Genomic DNA, 17687 nt, shown 5'->3' with positions numbered 1-17687 from the left:
GGCGGGTCGAGCCTGCCGGGGGCAGGGGCGTTCGGGTCTGAGGCTGGCCGTGCGCGAGGATGGGCCCGTGCTGCGAGCAACGACCGACCGAGACGAGCAGGTACCCGCATGATCGAGCGCTACACGCTGCCCGAGATGGGACGTGTCTGGAGCGAGCAGCACAAGTACGAGCTGTGGTGCCGCGTGGAGACGCTGGTCCTGGAGGCGCACGCCGCCGCCGGCCGGGTGCCCGCCGACGTCGTCGAGCCGGTGCGCAACGCACCCGCACCCACGCCGGAGCGGGTCGCCGAGATCGAGGCGACCACCCAGCACGACGTCATCGCCTTCCTCACCGCCTGGGCCGACAACACCGAGCCCCGCTCGGCCGCGGCCTACGTGCACCACGGCATGACCTCCTCGGACCTGCTGGACACCGCGCTCGCCGTCCAGCTCACCGACGCCACCGACGTGCTGCTGGCCAAGGCCGACCGCCTGGTCGCCGCGCTGCGCGACCACGGGCTGGCCCACCGGGGCACGCTCAAGGTCGGCCGTACGCACGGCGTGCACGCCGAGCCCGACGTGTGGGGCCACCGGGTCGCCGACCTGGCCTTCGCCGCTGCCCGCTCCCGGGACCGGCTGCGCGCCGCCCGGGCCGCCGTCGGCGTCGTCGCCATCTCCGGTGCCGTGGGCACCTACTCCCTGATCGACCCCTCGGTCGAGGTCACCGTGGCGCAGGCGCTGGACCTGCGCGCCGCGGACGCCTCCACCCAGGTCGTGCTGCGCGACGGCGTCAGCGAGTGGGTCTCGGCGCTGGCGATCATCGCCACGGTCTGCGAGGCGATCGCGCTGGAGGTCCGGCACGGCCAGCGGACCGAGGTGCGCGAGCTGTCGGAGGCGTTCGGGTCGGGCCAGAAGGGCTCGAGCGCGATGCCGCACAAGAAGAACCCGATCCGCTCCGAGCGGATCGCCGGGCTGGCCCGGGTCGTGCGGGCGGCGATCGTGCCGGTCATGGAGGGCATCCCGCTCTGGCACGAGCGCGACATCTCGCACTCCTCGACCGAGCGGGTCTTCCTGCCCGACGCCTCCATCACCACCGACTACCTGCTGGACCTCACCGCCGGCCTGGTGGAGAACCTGGTCGTCGACGCGGACCGGATGCGGGCCAACCTGGACTCCACCGGTGGGCTGATCTACACCTCCTCGGTGCTGCTGGAGCTGGTCGAGGCCGGGATGGGCCGCGAGCAGTCCTACGCCCTGGTGCAGACCGCGGCGATGGAGACCTGGAAGACCGGCACGCCGTTCCGGGAGACGCTGCGCGCGAAGGCCGACGCCGACGGGGTGACCCTCGACGAGGCCCGGCTGGACGAGATCTGCCGGCCCGAGCGGTACGTGCAGAACCTGGACCCGTTGTTCGAGCGCCTGGCCGCCCTCTCGTGACCCTGGACCTGCCGCTGCTGGCCCGGGGCAAGGTGCGCGAGGTCTACGACGCCGGCGAGGGCCGGCTGCTGCTGGTCGCCTCGGACCGGATCTCGGCCTACGACGCAGTGCTGCCCACCCCCATCCCGGACAAGGGGCGGGTGCTGACGCAGCTGTCGGTGTGGTGGTTCGACCAGCTCGCCGACGTGCTGGCCGCCTTCGGTGCCACCCACCACCTGCTCAGCGCCACCGACGTGCCGGCCGAGGTGGCCGGGCGGGCGATGCTGGTCCGCCGGCTGGAGATGGCCCCGGTCGAGTGCGTTGCCCGCGGCTACCTGTCGGGCTCGGGCACCGTGGAGTACCAGGCGCACGGCGCGATCCAGGACGTCGAGCTGCCGGCCGGGCTGGTCGAGGGGTCCCGGCTGCCGCAGCCGGTCTTCACGCCCTCGACCAAGGCCGACGTGGGGGAGCACGACGAGGCGATCACCTTCGCCCGCACCGTCGAGCTGGTCGGGGCCGATCAGGCCGCCCAGCTGCGCGACCTGACGCTGGCGCTCTACCGGCGGGCGGCGGAGACCGCCTCGGCCGCGGGCATCGTGCTGGCCGACACCAAGTTCGAGTTCGGCGTCGCCGACGGTGGGCTGGTGCTGGCCGACGAGGTCCTCACCCCGGACTCCTCGCGGTTCTGGCCGGCGGTGACCTGGTCGCCGGGTGCCGCGCAGCCCTCCTACGACAAGCAGTACGTCCGGGACTGGCTGACCTCCTCGGGCTGGGACCGTCGGTCCCCGGCCCCGGAGCTGCCCGAGGACGTCGTCGCGGCCACCCGTGAGCGCTACGTGGCCGCCTACGAGCAGCTGACCGGCACGCCCTTCAGCTGACCGGCGCGGCCAGCAGCTGGTCGACGGCGGCCCGCAGGGTGTCGCGGGCGGCCTCGTCCAGGTCGCTGAAGGCGGCCCGGATCTCGCGGCTGCCGTCGGACCGGGCGTCCAGGCGCACGACCTCGGCGACCAGCTCCAGTCGGACGTCGTCCAGGACCAGCACGACGCGCGCGGTCTGACCGGTGTCGGGCAGCGGCCGCAACGGGGTGCCCGGGACGTTGGCGGGGAAGGCGATCCGGGCGCCGGAGACCGACAGGTCCAGCGTGGTGCCGACGACGAGGCCGGCGTCACCCTGCACGCCCACCGGGACGGCGACGTCGGCCCGCGGGGCGAAGCGGCGGTTGCCGCTCTCGGCGGGGGCCAGCGGGTGCAGCCGCCACTGCGGGTCGCCGCCGCCGAGGACGTCGACCACCTGGTAGCGGCGGCTGCGGACGCCGTCGAGGTGGGACCAGCACAGCGTGATCTCGCTGCCCAGCGCCAGCCGGACGCGCCGGCCGTCCCGGGTGCGGGCGACGGCCGCGGTCAGCTCGGTCTCGCTGGACCAGCGGGTCTGGCTCGACATCCGGGCGTCGTCGACCACCACGGTGAGCCGGGCACCGCTGTCGGGTCGGTCGCGGCCGATCGCGCTGGCCAGTCCCAAGGTGGGTCCTCTCGTGGTGTCCGGCGGCGGCCGGCCGCGGTGCGGGGTCGGTGGGTGGGTGTGCGGGGGTCAGACCCGGGCCGCGCGGCGGCCGATCTCCAGGGCGGTCGCGGACCGCAGCCGGGCCCGGACGTCGTCGGGCAGGTCCTCGAAGGCGACCCGCAGGGTGCGTCGTCCGTCGGCCAGGCGCTGGCGCTGCACGACCCGGCAGCGCAGTTCGACCCGGGTGCCGTCGAGCACGATCGCCATCATGGCGCGCTCCCCGGCGTCCGGGAGGGGGTGGACGACGTCGCCGAAGCCCACGGTGGGCTCGGCCACGAAGACGGCGCGCAGGCCGCCCTCGCTGACGTCGGCGGTCTCGCCCAGCAGCATCCCCGAGGGCATGGCCAGCCCGACCGGGACGTGCAGCGGGGCGCGCGGGCTGGAGCGGCGGTCGCCGTCGTCGGCCGGGCCGAGCGGGCGCAGCCGCCAGGTCGGCACGGTCCCGCCCCGGACGTCGGCGACCTGGTAGGGCCGGCAGCGGACCGGGACGTCGGTGGGGCTCCACCAGACCGACACCTCCGCGCCCAGGGACAGCCGCACCCGGCGACCGGAGGCGTCGACGCCGACCTCGAGGACCAGCTCCTGCTCGAGGCTGCTCTCCACGGTGCTGTGCGCGAGCGTGGTGGACCCGTCGACGACCACCTCGACGGTGCCGCCGCTCTCGGGCCGGGACAGGCCGGGAGCCTGGACGTCGGTCACGTGCCTGCTCCCACCTGTTCCGCTCCGCCTCGGTGGCGTCGTCGGGGGATCCATCGGCAGGACCGACCCGGAATCGCCCCGAAACCGGGCGTTCCCGCTGACGGGGGGCGCGGCGGCCCGGTCACACGGTGTTCGAGGGCGCCGGCGTGCCCCGCCAGTTCGTCGCGAAGACCGGGGTGACGACGTAGGTCAGGGCGCCGCCGAGGCCCAGCAGGCTGCCGGTGTCCAGGCAGGAGGTGACGGTCAGGACCGCGTCGCAGGCTCCGGAGCCGGGGGTGCGGGTCGGGGTGCCGAGCAGCGGGGTGACGTAGCGGGCCACCTCGTACCCGCGGACGGGGGTGCCCTCCACGGTCACCGCGGTCCAGGACACCGCCACGGAGAAGCCGAGGGTCCCGTCGGTCCGCTTGGCGACGACGGGTGCCACCGAGGGGACCGTCGCGGCGACCACGGAGGCCGAGCTCCCGACGGCCGTGCTCGCGGCCCACGACGCCCGGGACGCGGTGGCGCCGCCGACCAGCAGGACCGCGGTGCCGACGACGGCGGCGAGGGCACGGCGCGGGCTCCGGGTCGGCCGCGTCGGCCGGGTCGGCCGACTCACAGCGACGTGCCCGACAGCGTCACGGGCACGGTGAAGGTCGCTCCGGCGCAGCCGCCGGGGGCCTCGGCCCGCATGTAGACCGCACCGGTCAGCACGACGGGGGTGCTGGTGGAGTTGGCGGCCACCACGATCGCGGCGACGCCGGAGCGGTCGATCGTCGTCACCACCGGCAGCACGTTCCCGGCGGGGCACGCCGTCTGGTCCGCGGCCACCCCGTTGCCCAGGGTCAGCGTGGTGAGCGAGACCGGGTAGGGGTTGGCGTTGGTGATCGTGAAGCCGATGGTCCCGGTCAGCGGGTTGGCGTACGTGGTCCCGGTGCGCGGGAAGACCGGGTTGCCCTGGGGCACCGCGGTGACGGTCAGGGCGACCGGGGTGACCGCGCTGGCCTGCGTGGCGCCCCCACCCGACGCGCTCCACGCGGCCCAGGCGGCCCCGGTGCCGCCGAACAGGAGGGCGAGCGCGGTCCCGAGGACCGCCACCCGTCCCGCCCCGCGGCGGCCCGTGCCCCGGCGGTGCCGTCCGCTCACGGCCGCACCCCTCCCCACCGGGGAGCTCCCCGCCGCACGTCAGACGGGGAGGGTCGTGCCCGTGGCGGTGACCGGCACCGTGAACGTCACCTGCTTGCAGCCGTCCGCGGCCGTGGGCAGCATCGAGACGGCGGCGGGCAGGGTCAGCACCGTGGTGGTCGAGTTCGCCGGCACGTCGATCGCCAGGCCGGTGATGGTGGTCCGGGGCAGCGTGATGTTGCCGGCCGTGCAGGTGCCCGAGCTCGTGGTGGGCGTCTGGAGGACCACCTGGGTGATGCGCACCGGGAAGCCGTTGGGGTTGGTGACGGTGCCGGCCAGGTCGGCCGTCCCGCCGGGGTAGAGCAGGGAGGACGCCGGGGTGCTGGCGACGACGGCGAAGTCCACCGTCGTCCCGGCCACGCCGTTGACGGACCCGCCGCCGCTGACCATCCAGGCGGCGAAGGCCACCCCGCCGCCGAGCATGGCGACGAGCAGCAGGGCGAGGACGCCGGATCGCTTGCGCAGGTTCACTGGACTCCTCGGACTGGTGTGCACCGGAACGTGATCGTCCGGTCGTCTCCCGAGCGCTATCGGCAGGCAGGGTTCCGAAACACACTCGAACGGCGAACTCCGTCGACGAGTCGGGGTCCCGGGCCGCCGTACGCACCGGGGAAACGCCGGTCCAGGCCCCGGTACCCTCCTGGTCGTGCCTCGTGTCGTGGTCGACGTCGTCCTGAAGCCAGAGATCTCCGACCCCCAGGGGCAGGCCGTGCTCGGCGCCCTCGGTCGCCTGGGCCACGGCGGGGTGACCAGCGTCCGGCAGGGCAAGCACTTCGTGCTCGACGTCGAGGGCACCCCCGACGCCGCTCAGCTGCGGGAGATCGCCGAGACCCTGCTCGCCAACCCGGTCATCGAGGACGTCGAGCTGCACCTCGACCCCACCCCGGGGGTCTGAGCGTGCGCATCGGCGTCATCACCTTCCCGGGCTCGCTCGACGACGTCGACGCCGCCCGCGCCGTCCGGCTGGCGGGGGCCGAACCGGTCGCCCTCTGGCACGCCGACGACGACCTCGCCGGCGTCGAGGCGGTCGTGCTGCCCGGCGGGTTCTCCTACGGGGACTACCTGCGCGCCGGCGCCATCGCCGCCCGCGCCCCGATGATGCGCACCGTCGTGGACCGGGCCCGCCAGGGCCTGCCCGTGCTGGGCATCTGCAACGGCTTCCAGGTGCTGTGCGAGGCCGGGCTGCTGCCCGGCGCCCTCACCCGCAACAGCCACCTGCACTTCCGCAACCGCGACCAGGGCCTGCTCGTCGAGCGCGCCGACACCGCCTGGACCTCCTCCTACGAGCAGGGCCAGACCATCGTCGTCCCGGTCAAGAACGGCGAGGGCCGCTACGTCGGCTCCGACGCCGACCTCGACGCCCTCGAGGGCGAGGGCCGCGTCGTCGTCCGCTACGTGGGCGGCAACCCCAACGGCAGCTCCCGCGACATCGCCGGCGTCACCAGCGCCGACGGCCGCGTCGTGGGCCTCATGCCGCACCCCGAGCACGCCGTCGAGGACCTCACCGGGCCCTCGGTCGACGGGCTCGGGTTCTTCACCTCGGTGCTCCAGGGAGTCCTCTCCGCATGACCGTCGACACCGTCTCCCACGCAGCACAGACCCCCGACGAGCCGCAGCCCTGGGCCGAGCTCGGGCTCCGCGAGGACGAGTACGCCCGGATCCGCGAGATCCTCGGCCGCCGGCCCACCACCGCCGAGCTGGCCATGTACTCGGTCATGTGGAGCGAGCACTGCTCCTACAAGTCCTCCAAGGTCCACCTGCGCACCTTCGGCGACCTGCCCCGCAGCGAGGCGCTGCTGGTCGGCATGGGCGAGAACGCCGGTGTCGTGGACGTCGGCGACGGCTACGCGGTGACCTTCAAGGTCGAGTCGCACAACCACCCCAGCTACATCGAGCCCTACCAGGGCGCGGCCACCGGCGTCGGCGGCATCGTCCGGGACATCCTCACCATGGGCGCCCGCCCGGTCGCCGTCATGGACTCGCTGCGCTTCGGCCGCGCCGACGCCCCCGACACCGCCCGGGTGCTGCCCGGCGTGGTCGCCGGGGTCGGCGGCTACGGCAACTGCCTGGGCCTGCCCAACATCGGCGGGGAGCTGCTCTTCGACGACTGCTACGCCGGCAACCCGCTGGTCAACGCCCTGTGCGTCGGCGTCATGCGGCACGAGGACGTCCGGCTGGCCAAGGCCGAGGGCGTGGGCAACAAGGTCGTGCTCTTCGGCGCCCGCACCGGCGGCGACGGCATCGGCGGGGTCTCGGTGCTGGCCAGTGAGACCTTCGACGCGGCGGGCCCGGCCAAGCGCCCCGCCGTCCAGGTCGGCGACCCGTTCACCGAGAAGCTGCTCATCGAGGCGTGCCTGGAGATCTTCGCCGCCGACCTGGTCACCGGCATCCAGGACCTCGGCGGTGCCGGGCTGTCCTGCGCCACCAGCGAGCTGGCCGCGGCCGGTTCCGGCGGCATGCACGTCGACCTGGACACCGTCCCGCTGCGGGACTCCACGCTGACCGCCGCCGAGATCCTGATGAGCGAGTCCCAGGAGCGCATGTGCGCGATCGTGGAGCCCGCCAAGGTCGAGCAGTTCCTCGCCGTCTGCGCCAAGTGGGACGTGCTGGCCACCGTCATCGGCGAGGTCACCGACGGCACCCGGCTCACCGTCGACTGGCACGGCGAGCAGATCGTCGACGTCCCGCCGCGCACCGTGGCCCTGGACGGCCCGGTCTACCACCGCCCGATGGCCCGCCCGGCCGACCTGGACGCCCTGCAGGCCGCCGTCCCGCCGGTCGAGTCCACCGACCTGCGCGCGGACTGGCTGGCCGTCGTCGGCAGCCCGGACGGCGCGGACAAGTCCTGGGTCACCGAGCAGTACGACCGCTACGTCCAGGGCAACACCGTGCTGGCCCAGCCCGAGGACGCCGGCGTCGTCCGGATCGACGAGGACACGCACCGCGGCATCGCGCTGGCCCTGGACGGCAACGCCCGCTTCGCCCGGTTGGACCCCTACACCGGCGCCCAGCTCAACCTGTCCGAGGCCTACCGCAACGTCGCCGTCTCCGGCGCCGTCCCGCTGGCCGTCACCAACTGCCTGAACTTCGGCTCCCCCGAGGAGCCCGAGGTCATGTGGCAGTTCGCCGAGGCCGTCCGCGGCCTGGCCGACGGCTGCCGCGCGCTGGGTCTGCCCGTCACCGGCGGCAACGTCAGCCTCTACAACCAGACCGGCGACGTGCCGATCAACCCGACGCCGGTCATCGGCGTGCTGGGCGTGCACGACGACGTCCGCACCCGGGTGTCCGGCGGCTGGAAGACCGCGGGGGAGACCCTCGTGCTCCTCGGGGAGACCCGGCCGGAGTTCGGCGGGTCCGCCTGGGCCTCGGTCGTGCACGGCCACCTCGGCGGGCTCCCGCCGCAGCTGGACCTGGACGCCGAGCGCGCCCTGGGCGAGCTGCTCGCCGACCTGGCCGCCGACGAGCTGGTCAGTTCCGCGCACGACCTCTCCGACGGCGGCCTGGCCCAGGCGCTGAGCGAGTCCGCGCTGCGGTACGGCGTCGGTGCGACGGTGTCGGTCCGCGGTGACGCCACGGCCGCGCTGTTCTCCGAGTCGGTGGCCCGCGCCGTCGTCACCACCTCGGACCCGGCCACGGTCCTGGCCGCTGCCCGCGGGCGCGGGGTCCCGGCGACCGAGCTGGGCACCACCGGCGGGGACGCCCTCGTCGTGGAGGGGCTGGTCGAGCTGCCGCTCGCCGAGCTCCGCACCACCTGGTCGACGACGCTCCCGGCGCTCTTCGACACACCCGAGGCCACCGTCGGTGCCGTCCCGACGGGCGCCGTCCCGACGAGCTGATGGCCGGGACGCCGCCGATCCCGGCCGAGGCGCTGCGCGACGCGCTGCTGCCCGCGCTGCCCTGGCTGCGCGGGGAGGCCGACCAGCCTCCCCGCGCGGTCCTGGGCGCCGCGGTCAAGACGACGGCGCGCTGGCTGGCCCAGCAGGTGCCCGGTCGGTCGGTGGAGGTGCGGGTGCCCCCGCACGTCGCCGTGCAGTGCATCCCGGGGCCGCGGCACACCCGCGGCACCCCGCCCAATGTGGTCGAGACCGACGCCGCCACGTGGCTGCGGATGGCCTGCGGGCTGCAGACCTGGGACCAGGCCGTCGCCGAGGGGCGGGTGGCCGCCAGCGGCAACCGCGCCGACCTCGCCGAGCTGCTCCCGCTGCGGCCCTTCCGCAGCGGCCCGCCCGCCTGAGGGCGCCCCCACACGACGACGCCCCGCCCACCGCGGGGGTGGACGGGGCGTCGGGGTGGACCGGGCGGGTCAGCCGCCGGTGAACAGCGGGGCGGCGGTGATGACCGTGCGGACCAGGCCGTAGGCCAGCGGGATGCTGACCAGCAGCCAGGCGATGACGATCAGCAGGGTCGGGGTGGACGACTGCGTGCGCTGGGGTGAGCTCATCGGGCGGCGCTCCTCTCCGGGGTGGCGGGGGTGGTGTCGGTCTTGGGCTCGTGCCACTTGCTGGCGACCGGGGTCACGAGCAGGTTGGCCACGAACCCGACGGCGAGCAGGCCGACCATGATGAACAGGGCGATCCGGTAGTCCGCCGCGACCAGCTCACCGGGGGTGCCCTGGGTGTCCAGGACGCCGTTGACGATCAACGGCCCGGCCACGCCCGCCGCGGCCCAGGCGGTGAGCAGCCGGCCGTGGATGGCACCGACCTGGTAGGTGCCGAAGAGGTCGCGCAGGTAGGCCGGGATGGTGGCGAACCCGCCGCCGTAGAAGCTGATGATCACCGCGGCCAGGACGACGAACAGCCAGGTCGCCGAGCTGCCGACGGTGGCCAGGGCGACGTAGAGCAGCAGCCCGACGCCGAGGTAGACCATGTAGATCGGCTTGCGGCCGATCTTGTCCGAGGTCGAGGACCAGACGAACCGGCCGGCCATGTTGAACAGCGACAGGAGACCGACGAACCCAGCTCCGGCCGCGGCGGCGACGGTGGAGGCGTCTCCCTCGCGGAAGAAGTCCTGGATCATCGGGCTGGCCTGCTCGAGGATGCCGATGCCCGCGGTCACGTTGCAGAACAGCACCACCCACAGCAGCCAGAACTGCCGGGTCTTGATCGCGTTGGCCGCGGACACGCTGTCGGTGGTGACCAGCGACTTCTGCTTGACCGAGGCCGGGTCGAAGCCGTCGGGCTTCCAGCCGTCGGCCGGCACGCGGACGATGAACGCCCCGGCCATCATGTAGACCAGGTAGACCAGGCCGAGGGTGACGAACAGCCCGGCCACGGCGCCGCCACTGGGCACGGTGGCCGCGGTGCCGTCGTAGGCCGGGTCGTAGAGGCTCATCAGCTGGCGGGACAGCGGGGTCGCGATGAGCGCGCCACCACCGAAGCCCATGATCGCCATGCCGGTGGCCAGGCCCGGGCGGTCGGGGAACCACTTGATCAGCGTGGAGACCGGCGAGATGTACCCGATGCCCAGCCCGATCCCGCCGAGCACGCCGTAGCCCAGGTACAGCAGCCACAGCTGGTCGGTGGCGATGCCGAGGGCGCCCACCAGGAAGCCGACGGACCAGAAGCAGGCGGCGGTGAACATGGCCGCCCGCGGGCCGTTGCGGTCCACCCAGGTGCCGAAGACCGCGGCCGACAGGCCCAGCATCACGATGGCGATGGAGAAGACCACGCCGATCGAGGTCAGGCTGGCGTCGAAGTGCTCGACCAGGGCGGTCTTGTAGACGCTGGTCGCGTACGCCTGGCCGATGCACAGGTGCACGGCCAGGGCGGCCGGTGGGATGAGCCACCGGTTGAAGCCCGGCTTCGCGATGATGCGCTCGCGAGCCAGGAAGCTGGGAACAGCCACCGACGGTCCTCCTGAACCGGGGCCGAGCCCCGGAGACGCTGGGTGCCCGCTGTGACGCGGGCCATGCCGGAGGCGACGGTAGTTCGCGTTGCAACCAATCGCAGGGTGAGCGAGACCAGAACGTCACCTGGCCGACGGACGGAGGCCCGGACGCGGTCGGCGGGGACCACCCATAAGCTCGGCCGCATGCCGTACGAGGTCCAGGGCGTCGTCGCCCTCAGCAAGGGTGCCCCCGTCTCGCTGGAGACGATCCTGATCCCCGACCCGGGTCCGGGTGAGGCGATCGTGGACGTGCAGGCGTGCGGGGTCTGCCACACCGACCTGCACTACCGGGAGGGCGGGATCAACGACGAGTTCCCGTTCCTGCTCGGCCACGAGGCCGCCGGCGTGGTCTCCGCGGTCGGCGAGGGCGTGGAGAACGTCGCCGTGGGTGACTTCGTGATCCTCAACTGGCGCGCGGTGTGCGGGAAGTGCCGGGCGTGTGCCAAGGGCAAGCCCTGGTACTGCTTCGACACCCACAACGCCACCCAGAAGATGACCCTGGCCGACGGCACCCCGCTGTCCCCGGCGCTGGGCATCGGCGCGTTCGCCGAGAAGACGCTGGTCCACTCCGGGCAGTGCACCAAGGTCGACCCGGCCGCCTCCCCGACCGCCGCGGGCCTGCTGGGCTGCGGCGTGATGGCCGGCGTCGGTGCCGCGATCAACACCGGTGGCGTGGGCCGCGGCGACACCGTCGCCGTCTTCGGCTGCGGTGGTGTCGGTGACGCCGCCATCGCCGGCGCCCGGCTGGCCGGGGCCGCGAAGGTCATCGCCGTCGACATCGACGACCGCAAGCTCGAGTGGGCCACGGGCATGGGCGCCACCCACACGGTGAACTCCAAGGAGACCGACGCGGTCGCCGCGATCAAGGAGCTCACCGGCGGGTTCGGCGTCGACGTCGCCATCGACGCCGTGGGCCACCCGGCGGTCTACCAGCAGGCCTTCGACGCCCGCGACCTCGCCGGCACCGTCGTGCTGGTCGGCGTGCCGAACCCGACGATGGAGATCACCTTCCCGCTGATCGAGCTGTTCGGCCGGGGCGGTGCACTGAAGTCCTCCTGGTACGGCGACTGCCTGCCCAGCCGGGACTTCCCGATGCTCATCGACCTGTACCTGCAGGGCCGCTTCGACCTGGACGCCTTCGTCTCCGAGACCATCGCCATCGGCGACGTCGAGGCCGCGTTCGAGAAGATGCACCACGGCGACGTGCTGCGCTCGGTCGTGGTGTTCTGATGCCGGCGCGCATCGACAAGACCGTGGTCAGCGGTGTGTTCAGCCTCGACGGGCAGGACTTCGACGTCGACAACAACGTGTGGCTGGTCGGCGACGACGAGACGGTCCTGGTCATCGACGCCCCCCACGACGCCGCCCCGATCCTGGCAGCGGTCGGTGGGCGCACCCTGGGCGCGATCGTGCTGACCCACGGGCACAACGACCACATCACCGCCGCCGTGGCGCTGCGCGAGGCCACCGGCGCCCCGATCTGGTTCAACCCGGCCGACCGGATGCTCTGGGACGTCGTGCACCCCGACGCCGCCCCGGACCACGACCTGGTCGAGGGCACCACGTTCGACGTCGCCGGCACCCAGCTCGTGGCCATGCACACCCCGGGCCACTCCCCGGGCAGCACCTGCCTCCACGCCCCCGAGCTGGGCACCGTCTTCACCGGCGACACGCTGTTCTGCGGTGGCCCCGGGGCCACCGGGCGGTCCTACAGCGACAAGCCGACGATCCTGACCTCGATCCGGGAGCGGCTGCTGACCCTGGACGGCGACACCGTCGTCCGCACCGGGCACGGCGACGACACCACCGTCGCCGCGGAGACCGGGAACATCTCCTAGGTCCGCCGTGGCGGAGGTCCGGGTCGGCACGTCCGGCTGGAGCTACGACCACTGGGACGGCGTCCTCCACCCACCGGGGACGCCGTCCCGGGACCGGCTCGCGCACTACGTGCAGCACTTCGACACCGTCGAGCTCAACGCCTCGTTCTACCGCTGGCCCCGGGACACCACGTTCGCCGGCTGGCGGGAGCGGCTGCCCCCGGGCTTCGAGATGAGCGTCAAGGCCGCCCGCGGCCTCACCCACGCCAGGCGGCTGTTGCAGCCCGAGGCCTGGGTGCAGCGGACCGCCGCCGGCTGGCACGAGCTCGGCGACCGCCGCGGCGTCCTGCTGGTGCAGCTGCGGCCGGACCACCAGCGCGACGACGCCCGGCTGGAGTTCTTCCTGCGGCAGCTGCCGCCCTGGCTGCGGGTCGCGGTCGAGCTGCGGCACCCCAGCTGGCAGCACGAGGACGACTGGTCGCTGCTGGCCCGGTACGGCGCCGCGTACTGCGTCGTGAGCGGGGCCGGCATCCCCTGCGAGCTGCGGGTGACCGCGCCCTTCGCCTACGTCCGGTTCCACGGCCCGGACCACGAGCACCTCTACGCCGGTTCCTACAGCGACGCGGACCTCGCCTGGTGGGCCGACCGCATCGGCGAGTGGCGTGCCGGCGGCGTGGAGGTCTTCGCCTACTTCAACAACGACGGGGAGGGGAACGCCGTCCGCGACGCGTGGCGGCTGCGTGAGCTGCTGGGATGAGCGCGTCGTCACCCCGCCGGGGCTGGCGCGTCCACCTCGCCCCGGTACCCTCGCTCCCGTGCCTCGCGGTGATGGACGGCTGACGCACGACCTCGACCCCCACGACTCCGGTCCCCAGGACGCCTGTGGCGTCTTCGGTGTCTGGGCTCCGGGCGAAGAGGTCGCGAAGCTCACCTACTTCGGTCTCTACGCCCTCCAACACCGTGGGCAGGAGGCAGCGGGCATCGCGGTCTCCGACGGCGCCTCGGTCGTCGTCTACAAGGACCTGGGGCTGGTCAGCCAGGTCTTCGACGAGTCGACGCTGTCCAGCCTGCGCGGCTTCCTCGCCGTCGGGCACACCCGGTACTCCACGACCGGCGCCTCGACCTGGGAGAACGCCCAGCCGACGTTCCGGACGACGGGCTCGGGCACCGGCATCGCGCTGTGCCACAACGGCAACCTGGTGAACACCGCGGAGCTGGCGAGCAAGGCCGCCGACGAGGGCGTCTCCGGTGCCTTCTCCTCCACCACGGACTCCGACATCGTCACCGCGCTGATCGCCGCCAAGCAGGACCTGTCGGTCGAGGCGGCGGCGATGCAGGTGCTGCCGCACCTGCGCGGGGCCTTCAGCTTCACCTTCATGGACGAGACGACGCTCTACGCCGCCCGGGACGCCCAGGGCGTCCGGCCGCTGGTGCTGGGCCGCCTGGAGCGCGGCTGGGTGGTGGCCAGCGAGACGGCTGCGCTGGACATCGTCGGCGCCTCCTACGTCCGCGAGGTCGAGCCGGGTGAGCTGATCGCCATCGACGAGGACGGTCTGCGCTCCCAGCACTTCGCGCCCGCCTCGCCCAAGGGCTGCGTCTTCGAGTACGTCTACCTGGCCCGCCCGGACACCACCATCTCCGGCCGTGGCGTGCACGCCGCCCGGGTGGAGATCGGCCGTCGGCTGGCCAAGGAGCACGCCGTCGAGGCCGACCTGGTCATCCCGGTCCCGGAGTCGGGCACGCCGGCCGCCGTGGGCTACGCCGAGGCCTCGGGCATCCCCTACGGCCTGGGTCTGGTCAAGAACTCCTACGTGGGCCGCACGTTCATCCAGCCCAGCCAGACGATCCGTCAGCTGGGCATCCGGCTCAAGCTCAACCCGCTGCGTGACGTCATCCGCGGCAAGCGCCTGGTCGTCGTGGACGACTCGATCGTGCGCGGCAACACCCAGCGCGCCCTGGTCCGGATGCTGCGCGAGGCCGGTGCCGTCGAGGTGCACGTGCGGATCGCCTCGCCGCCGGTCAAGTGGCCCTGCTTCTACGGCATCGACTTCGCCAGCCGCGCCGAGCTGGTCGCCAACGGGCTGGACGTCGACGGCGTCCGCGCCTCGATCAACGCCGACTCGCTGGGCTACGTCAGCGAGGCCGGGATGATCGCGGCGACCGAGCAGCCGGCCAACCGGCTGTGCTCGGCCTGCTTCACCGGGGAGTACCCGATCCCGCTGGGCGAGCCCGAGGTGCTGGGCAAGCACGTGCTCGAGGGCATCAGCCGGCGCACCCTGCCGGTGCTCGACGACGTCGACCGGGCTGCGGCCCGCGCGGTGAGCGGGTGGACCGGCCAGCAGGCCGGCAGCCCCAGCACCGCCGGTGGCGCCGACGACGCGCTGACCCGCCCGTGACGTTCACCTACGCCGGGTCCGGCGTCGACATCGATGCCGGCGAGCGCGCCGTCACGCTGATGAAGAGCGCGGTGGAGGCCACCAACCGGCCCGAGGTCGTCGGCGGGCTGGGCGGGTTCGCCGGGCTGTTCGCGCTGGACACCCAGAAGTACCGCAAGCCGCTGCTCGCGTCGTCCACCGACGGCGTCGGCACCAAGATCGCGCTGGCCCGCCAGCTGGACCGGCACGACACCGTGGGCATCGACCTGGTCGCCATGTGCGTCGACGACCTGGTGGCCTGCGGTGCCGAGCCGCTCTTCCTGCAGGACTACGTGGCCTGCGGCAAGGTCGTCCCGGAGCGGATCGCCGCGATCGTCACCGGCATCGCCACCGGCTGCCGGCTGGCCGGGGCCTCACTGGTCGGCGGGGAGACCGCCGAGCACGGCGACCTGATGGGCGCCGACGAGTACGACCTGGCCGCGACCGCCGTCGGCGTGGTCGAGGCCGACGCGGTGCTCGGCCCCGAGCGGGTCCGCAGTGGCGACGTCGTGGTGGCGATGGCCTCCTCGGGCTTCCACTCCAACGGCTACTCCCTGGTCCGCCGCGTCGTCGCGAGCGCCGGGCTGGACCTGCTGGCCACCCCGGCCGGGCTGGACAGGGAGTTGGGCGCCACGCTGCTGGAGCCCACCCGGATCTACGCGCTGGACTGCCTGGCCCTGGTCGCCGAGCTGTCCGTGGACGCCGTGCACGCCTTCGCGCACATCACCGGGGGCGGGCTGGCCGCCAACGCCGGCCGCGTCGTCCCCGACGGCCTGGAGGCGGTCCTGGACCGCTCCACGTGGGCCCTGCCGGCCGCGGTGCACCTGATGGAGTCCCAGGGCGTGCCGCGCACCGAGTCCGAGCGGGCGTTCAACTGCGGGGTCGGCATGGTCGCCGCCGTCGCCCCCGAGGTCGCCGACCGCACGGTCGCGCTGCTCACCGAGCGCGGCGTCCCCGCCTGGGTGGCCGGCACCGTCGGCGAGCGCACCGACCCCACCGCCGCCCCCGCCCGGCTGGTCGGCTCCTACCGCTGAGGGGGGCTCCCGGTCGCCCCTGGTGGGCGGTCGGGAGCCGACCCGCGGTCGGACTGTCGGCGCACAGCACGACGACACCGCCGTCCCGAGGGGCGGCGGTGTCGTGAGCTTGTTGCGTGTTGCGTCCTGCTGGGCCGATCGGCGCAGCGGATCAGCGACTGGCTGCCCAGTCGTCGTCCGCGTCGTCGTCGACCCACCGAGCAGCGAACTCGTCGCCGTCGTCCTCGGCGTCGTCCTTGCCCACCTGGGTGGGGTAGGACGACGGCTGGCCACCGAGTTCCCGCTGCAGGGCAGTCAGGTCGGTATTGGGTGAGCTGTACTTGAGCTCACGGGCCACGCGTGTCTGCTTGGCCTTCGCTCGGCCGCGCCCCATGGCTCGACCCCCTCGTTACGGAGTGGCGGGCGTCCAGCACTGGGCTTGGACGGCCCGTGTGGCGACCCCGACTGAGTGATTGTGTCCGAGGGCGAGCTTACGTCACGGAACGGGGCTCGGCACACGTCCTCCCCGCGCGTCCCCCGGACGGGCTGGTCAGGAGGCCTCCGGGTGGCCTGGATCTCAGTGCCGGAGGGGCAGTCGGATGGTCGACAGACGTCCCACGGAGGACATCCGCTCCTCGGCGAGTCGGTCTGCGGCGACGGCGGGGGTGACCCCGGCGGCGTCCGCGGCGGCGAAGACCCGCAGGGCGACGTCGTAGATCGTGGTCGCCTTGGCCTCGGCCCGGGCGAAGGAGAACCCGTGCCGCTCGTCCTCGACCTGGATGACCCCGCCGGCGTTGACCAGGTAGTCCGGGGCGTAGAGGACGCCCCGGTCGGCCAGCAGCTGCGCGGTGCCCTCGTGGGCCAGCTGGTTGTTCGCCCCGCCGCAGACGATCTGGGCGGGCAGCACGGCGACGGTCTCGTCGTCCAGGGCGCCGCCGAGGGCGCAGGGGGCGTAGACGTCGTGCGGGGTGCGGACCAGCGCGGCGGTGTCCGCGACCGCCTGCACCCCCGGGTGCTTCGCGGTGACCCGGGCGACGGCGGCGGCGTCCACGTCGGTGACGACGACGGAGGCGCCGTCCTCGACCAGGGAGTCGACCAGCCACGACCCGACCTTGCCCACCCCGGCCACGGCGACCGTGCGCCCGGCCAGGGACGGCGAGCCCCACCGGTGCTGCGCGGCGGCCCGCATGCCCTGGAAGACGCCGAAGGCGGTGAGCACCGAGGAGTCCCCGCACCCGCCGTACGCCAGGGACCGGCCGTGGGCGAAGCGGGTCTCCCGGGCGACGACGTCGAGGTCGGCGTTGTAGGTGCCGACGTCGCAGGCGGTGAGGTAGCGGCCGCCGAGCGCCTCGACGAACCGGCCGTAGGCGCGCAGCAGCGCCTCGGTCTTGTCGGTCGCCGGGTCGCCGATGATCACGCCCTTGCCGCCGCCGAGGTCCAGGCCGGCCAGGCTGTTCTTGTAGGCCATCGCCTTGGACAGGGCCAGCGCGTCGGTGACGGCGTCGGCCTCGGAGGCGTAGGGGAAGAAGCGGGTGCCGCCCAGGGCCGGCCCCAGTGCGGTCGAGTAGACCGCGATCACCGCCCGCAGACCGGACTCCCGGTCGGAGCAGAAGACGACCTGTTCGTGCCCGGAGCCCATGACGTCCACGGCTCCAGCCTAGGGATCGTCGGTGACGACTGGGTCTCGGTGTGACCACCGCCGGGCGCGGGGGGACCCGGCCGGGGGATCATCGAGCGTC

The 17687-nt window shown here is 73.7% G+C and carries 20 protein-coding genes; 11 read left to right on the top strand and 9 right to left on the bottom strand.

Annotation, left to right across the window (positions count from 1 at the left end; translation table 11 throughout):
* Window positions 1–108 precede the first annotated feature (108 nt).
* On the top strand, window positions 109–1416 hold the full coding sequence (purB, locus tag AC0IVP_RS10135; RefSeq protein WP_471756352.1) for an adenylosuccinate lyase: 1308 nt from the start codon (window positions 109–111) through the stop codon (window positions 1414–1416).
* Entirely contained in the window at window positions 1413–2273 is an 861-nt protein-coding gene (locus AC0IVP_RS10130) for a phosphoribosylaminoimidazolesuccinocarboxamide synthase (protein WP_471756350.1), read from the top strand. Before purB ends, AC0IVP_RS10130 begins: the two co-directional genes overlap by 4 nt.
* On the opposite strand, the gene AC0IVP_RS10125 is transcribed toward AC0IVP_RS10130, so the two are convergent.
* The 5 genes from AC0IVP_RS10125 to AC0IVP_RS10105 all read right to left on the bottom strand — a co-directional run bounded on the left by AC0IVP_RS10125 (window position 2266) and on the right by AC0IVP_RS10105 (window position 5289).
* On the bottom strand, window positions 2266–2913 hold the full coding sequence (locus AC0IVP_RS10125; protein WP_056289912.1) for a PilZ domain-containing protein: 648 nt from the start codon (window positions 2911–2913) through the stop codon (window positions 2266–2268). The two genes, AC0IVP_RS10130 and AC0IVP_RS10125, sit on opposite strands and share 8 nt — an antisense overlap.
* A gap of 69 nt (window positions 2914–2982) precedes the next feature.
* The gene (locus AC0IVP_RS10120) at window positions 2983–3654 is read right to left on the bottom strand and encodes a PilZ domain-containing protein (protein ID WP_056289910.1); all 672 of its coding nucleotides are present in this window, start codon (window positions 3652–3654) and stop codon (window positions 2983–2985) included.
* A 121-nt stretch (window positions 3655–3775) separates the two neighbouring features.
* Window positions 3776–4252, bottom strand: coding sequence for a hypothetical protein (locus AC0IVP_RS10115; RefSeq protein WP_471756348.1), 477 nt, complete (start codon window positions 4250–4252; stop codon window positions 3776–3778).
* The gene (locus tag AC0IVP_RS10110) at window positions 4249–4779 is read right to left on the bottom strand and encodes a hypothetical protein (RefSeq protein WP_471756346.1); all 531 of its coding nucleotides are present in this window, start codon (window positions 4777–4779) and stop codon (window positions 4249–4251) included. Before AC0IVP_RS10110 ends, AC0IVP_RS10115 begins: the two co-directional genes overlap by 4 nt.
* Before the next feature lie 39 nt (window positions 4780–4818).
* Entirely contained in the window at window positions 4819–5289 is a 471-nt protein-coding gene (locus tag AC0IVP_RS10105; RefSeq protein WP_056289900.1) for a hypothetical protein, read from the bottom strand.
* Window positions 5290–5464: 175 nt separating this feature from the next.
* On the opposite strand from AC0IVP_RS10105, the gene purS reads away from it, so the two are divergent.
* From purS to AC0IVP_RS10085, 4 genes are read left to right on the top strand one after another with little or no spacing between them, the layout of a single operon-like run.
* Entirely contained in the window at window positions 5465–5713 is a 249-nt protein-coding gene (gene purS, locus AC0IVP_RS10100) for a phosphoribosylformylglycinamidine synthase subunit PurS (RefSeq protein ID WP_056289896.1), read from the top strand.
* A gap of 2 nt (window positions 5714–5715) precedes the next feature.
* Complete coding sequence (gene purQ, locus AC0IVP_RS10095; protein ID WP_200938690.1) at window positions 5716–6387, top strand: phosphoribosylformylglycinamidine synthase subunit PurQ; 672 nt, start codon at window positions 5716–5718, stop codon at window positions 6385–6387.
* Window positions 6384–8654 (top strand): phosphoribosylformylglycinamidine synthase subunit PurL, encoded by a 2271-nt coding sequence (purL, locus tag AC0IVP_RS10090; protein ID WP_056289893.1) that lies wholly within the window; start codon window positions 6384–6386, stop codon window positions 8652–8654. Before purQ ends, purL begins: the two co-directional genes overlap by 4 nt.
* Window positions 8654–9052, top strand: coding sequence for a sterol carrier family protein (locus AC0IVP_RS10085; RefSeq protein WP_157518964.1), 399 nt, complete (start codon window positions 8654–8656; stop codon window positions 9050–9052). The genes purL and AC0IVP_RS10085 overlap by 1 nt, the downstream gene beginning before the upstream one ends.
* Window positions 9053–9121: 69 nt before the next feature.
* Here the strand turns inward: AC0IVP_RS10085 and AC0IVP_RS10080 are convergent, their stop codons facing one another.
* Complete coding sequence (locus AC0IVP_RS10080; protein ID WP_200938689.1) at window positions 9122–9259, bottom strand: MFS transporter small subunit; 138 nt, start codon at window positions 9257–9259, stop codon at window positions 9122–9124.
* A complete protein-coding gene (locus AC0IVP_RS10075; RefSeq protein ID WP_056289890.1) occupies window positions 9256–10662 on the bottom strand; it encodes an OFA family MFS transporter in 1407 nt (468 codons plus the stop codon). The genes AC0IVP_RS10080 and AC0IVP_RS10075 overlap by 4 nt, the downstream gene beginning before the upstream one ends.
* A 186-nt stretch (window positions 10663–10848) precedes the next feature.
* Here AC0IVP_RS10075 and AC0IVP_RS10070 point away from each other — a divergent pair, with 186 nt between their 5' ends.
* Genes AC0IVP_RS10070 through purM form a run of 5 tightly spaced genes read left to right on the top strand, consistent with a single transcriptional unit; the run spans window position 10849 to window position 15969 of the window.
* On the top strand, window positions 10849–11934 hold the full coding sequence (locus tag AC0IVP_RS10070; RefSeq protein ID WP_056289886.1) for an S-(hydroxymethyl)mycothiol dehydrogenase: 1086 nt from the start codon (window positions 10849–10851) through the stop codon (window positions 11932–11934).
* Entirely contained in the window at window positions 11934–12542 is a 609-nt protein-coding gene (locus tag AC0IVP_RS10065) for an MBL fold metallo-hydrolase (RefSeq protein WP_471756344.1), read from the top strand. Before AC0IVP_RS10070 ends, AC0IVP_RS10065 begins: the two co-directional genes overlap by 1 nt.
* A gap of 7 nt (window positions 12543–12549) precedes the next feature.
* On the top strand, window positions 12550–13278 hold the full coding sequence (locus AC0IVP_RS10060) for a DUF72 domain-containing protein (RefSeq protein ID WP_471756342.1): 729 nt from the start codon (window positions 12550–12552) through the stop codon (window positions 13276–13278).
* A 58-nt stretch (window positions 13279–13336) separates the two neighbouring features.
* A complete protein-coding gene (gene purF / locus AC0IVP_RS10055) occupies window positions 13337–14917 on the top strand; it encodes an amidophosphoribosyltransferase (protein WP_471756340.1) in 1581 nt (526 codons plus the stop codon).
* Window positions 14914–15969, top strand: a complete 1056-nt coding sequence (gene purM, locus AC0IVP_RS10050; protein WP_471756338.1) for a phosphoribosylformylglycinamidine cyclo-ligase — start codon at window positions 14914–14916, stop codon at window positions 15967–15969. The genes purF and purM overlap by 4 nt, the downstream gene beginning before the upstream one ends.
* Window positions 15970–16120: 151 nt before the next feature.
* Here purM and AC0IVP_RS10045 read toward each other — a convergent pair whose 3' ends face one another.
* Together AC0IVP_RS10045 and AC0IVP_RS10040 are read right to left on the bottom strand one after the other, a co-directional pair.
* Window positions 16121–16342, bottom strand: a complete 222-nt coding sequence (locus AC0IVP_RS10045) for a DUF3073 domain-containing protein (protein WP_056289869.1) — start codon at window positions 16340–16342, stop codon at window positions 16121–16123.
* 183 nt (window positions 16343–16525) lie between these two features.
* On the bottom strand, window positions 16526–17587 hold the full coding sequence (locus tag AC0IVP_RS10040) for a Glu/Leu/Phe/Val family dehydrogenase (RefSeq protein WP_471756418.1): 1062 nt from the start codon (window positions 17585–17587) through the stop codon (window positions 16526–16528).
* Window positions 17588–17687 lie beyond the last annotated feature (100 nt).

The organism is Klenkia sp. AC732 (genome assembly GCF_979256525.1).
The sequence above is the reverse complement of the archived record's forward strand: the minus strand, read 5'-3'. Positions and strand labels throughout refer to the sequence as shown.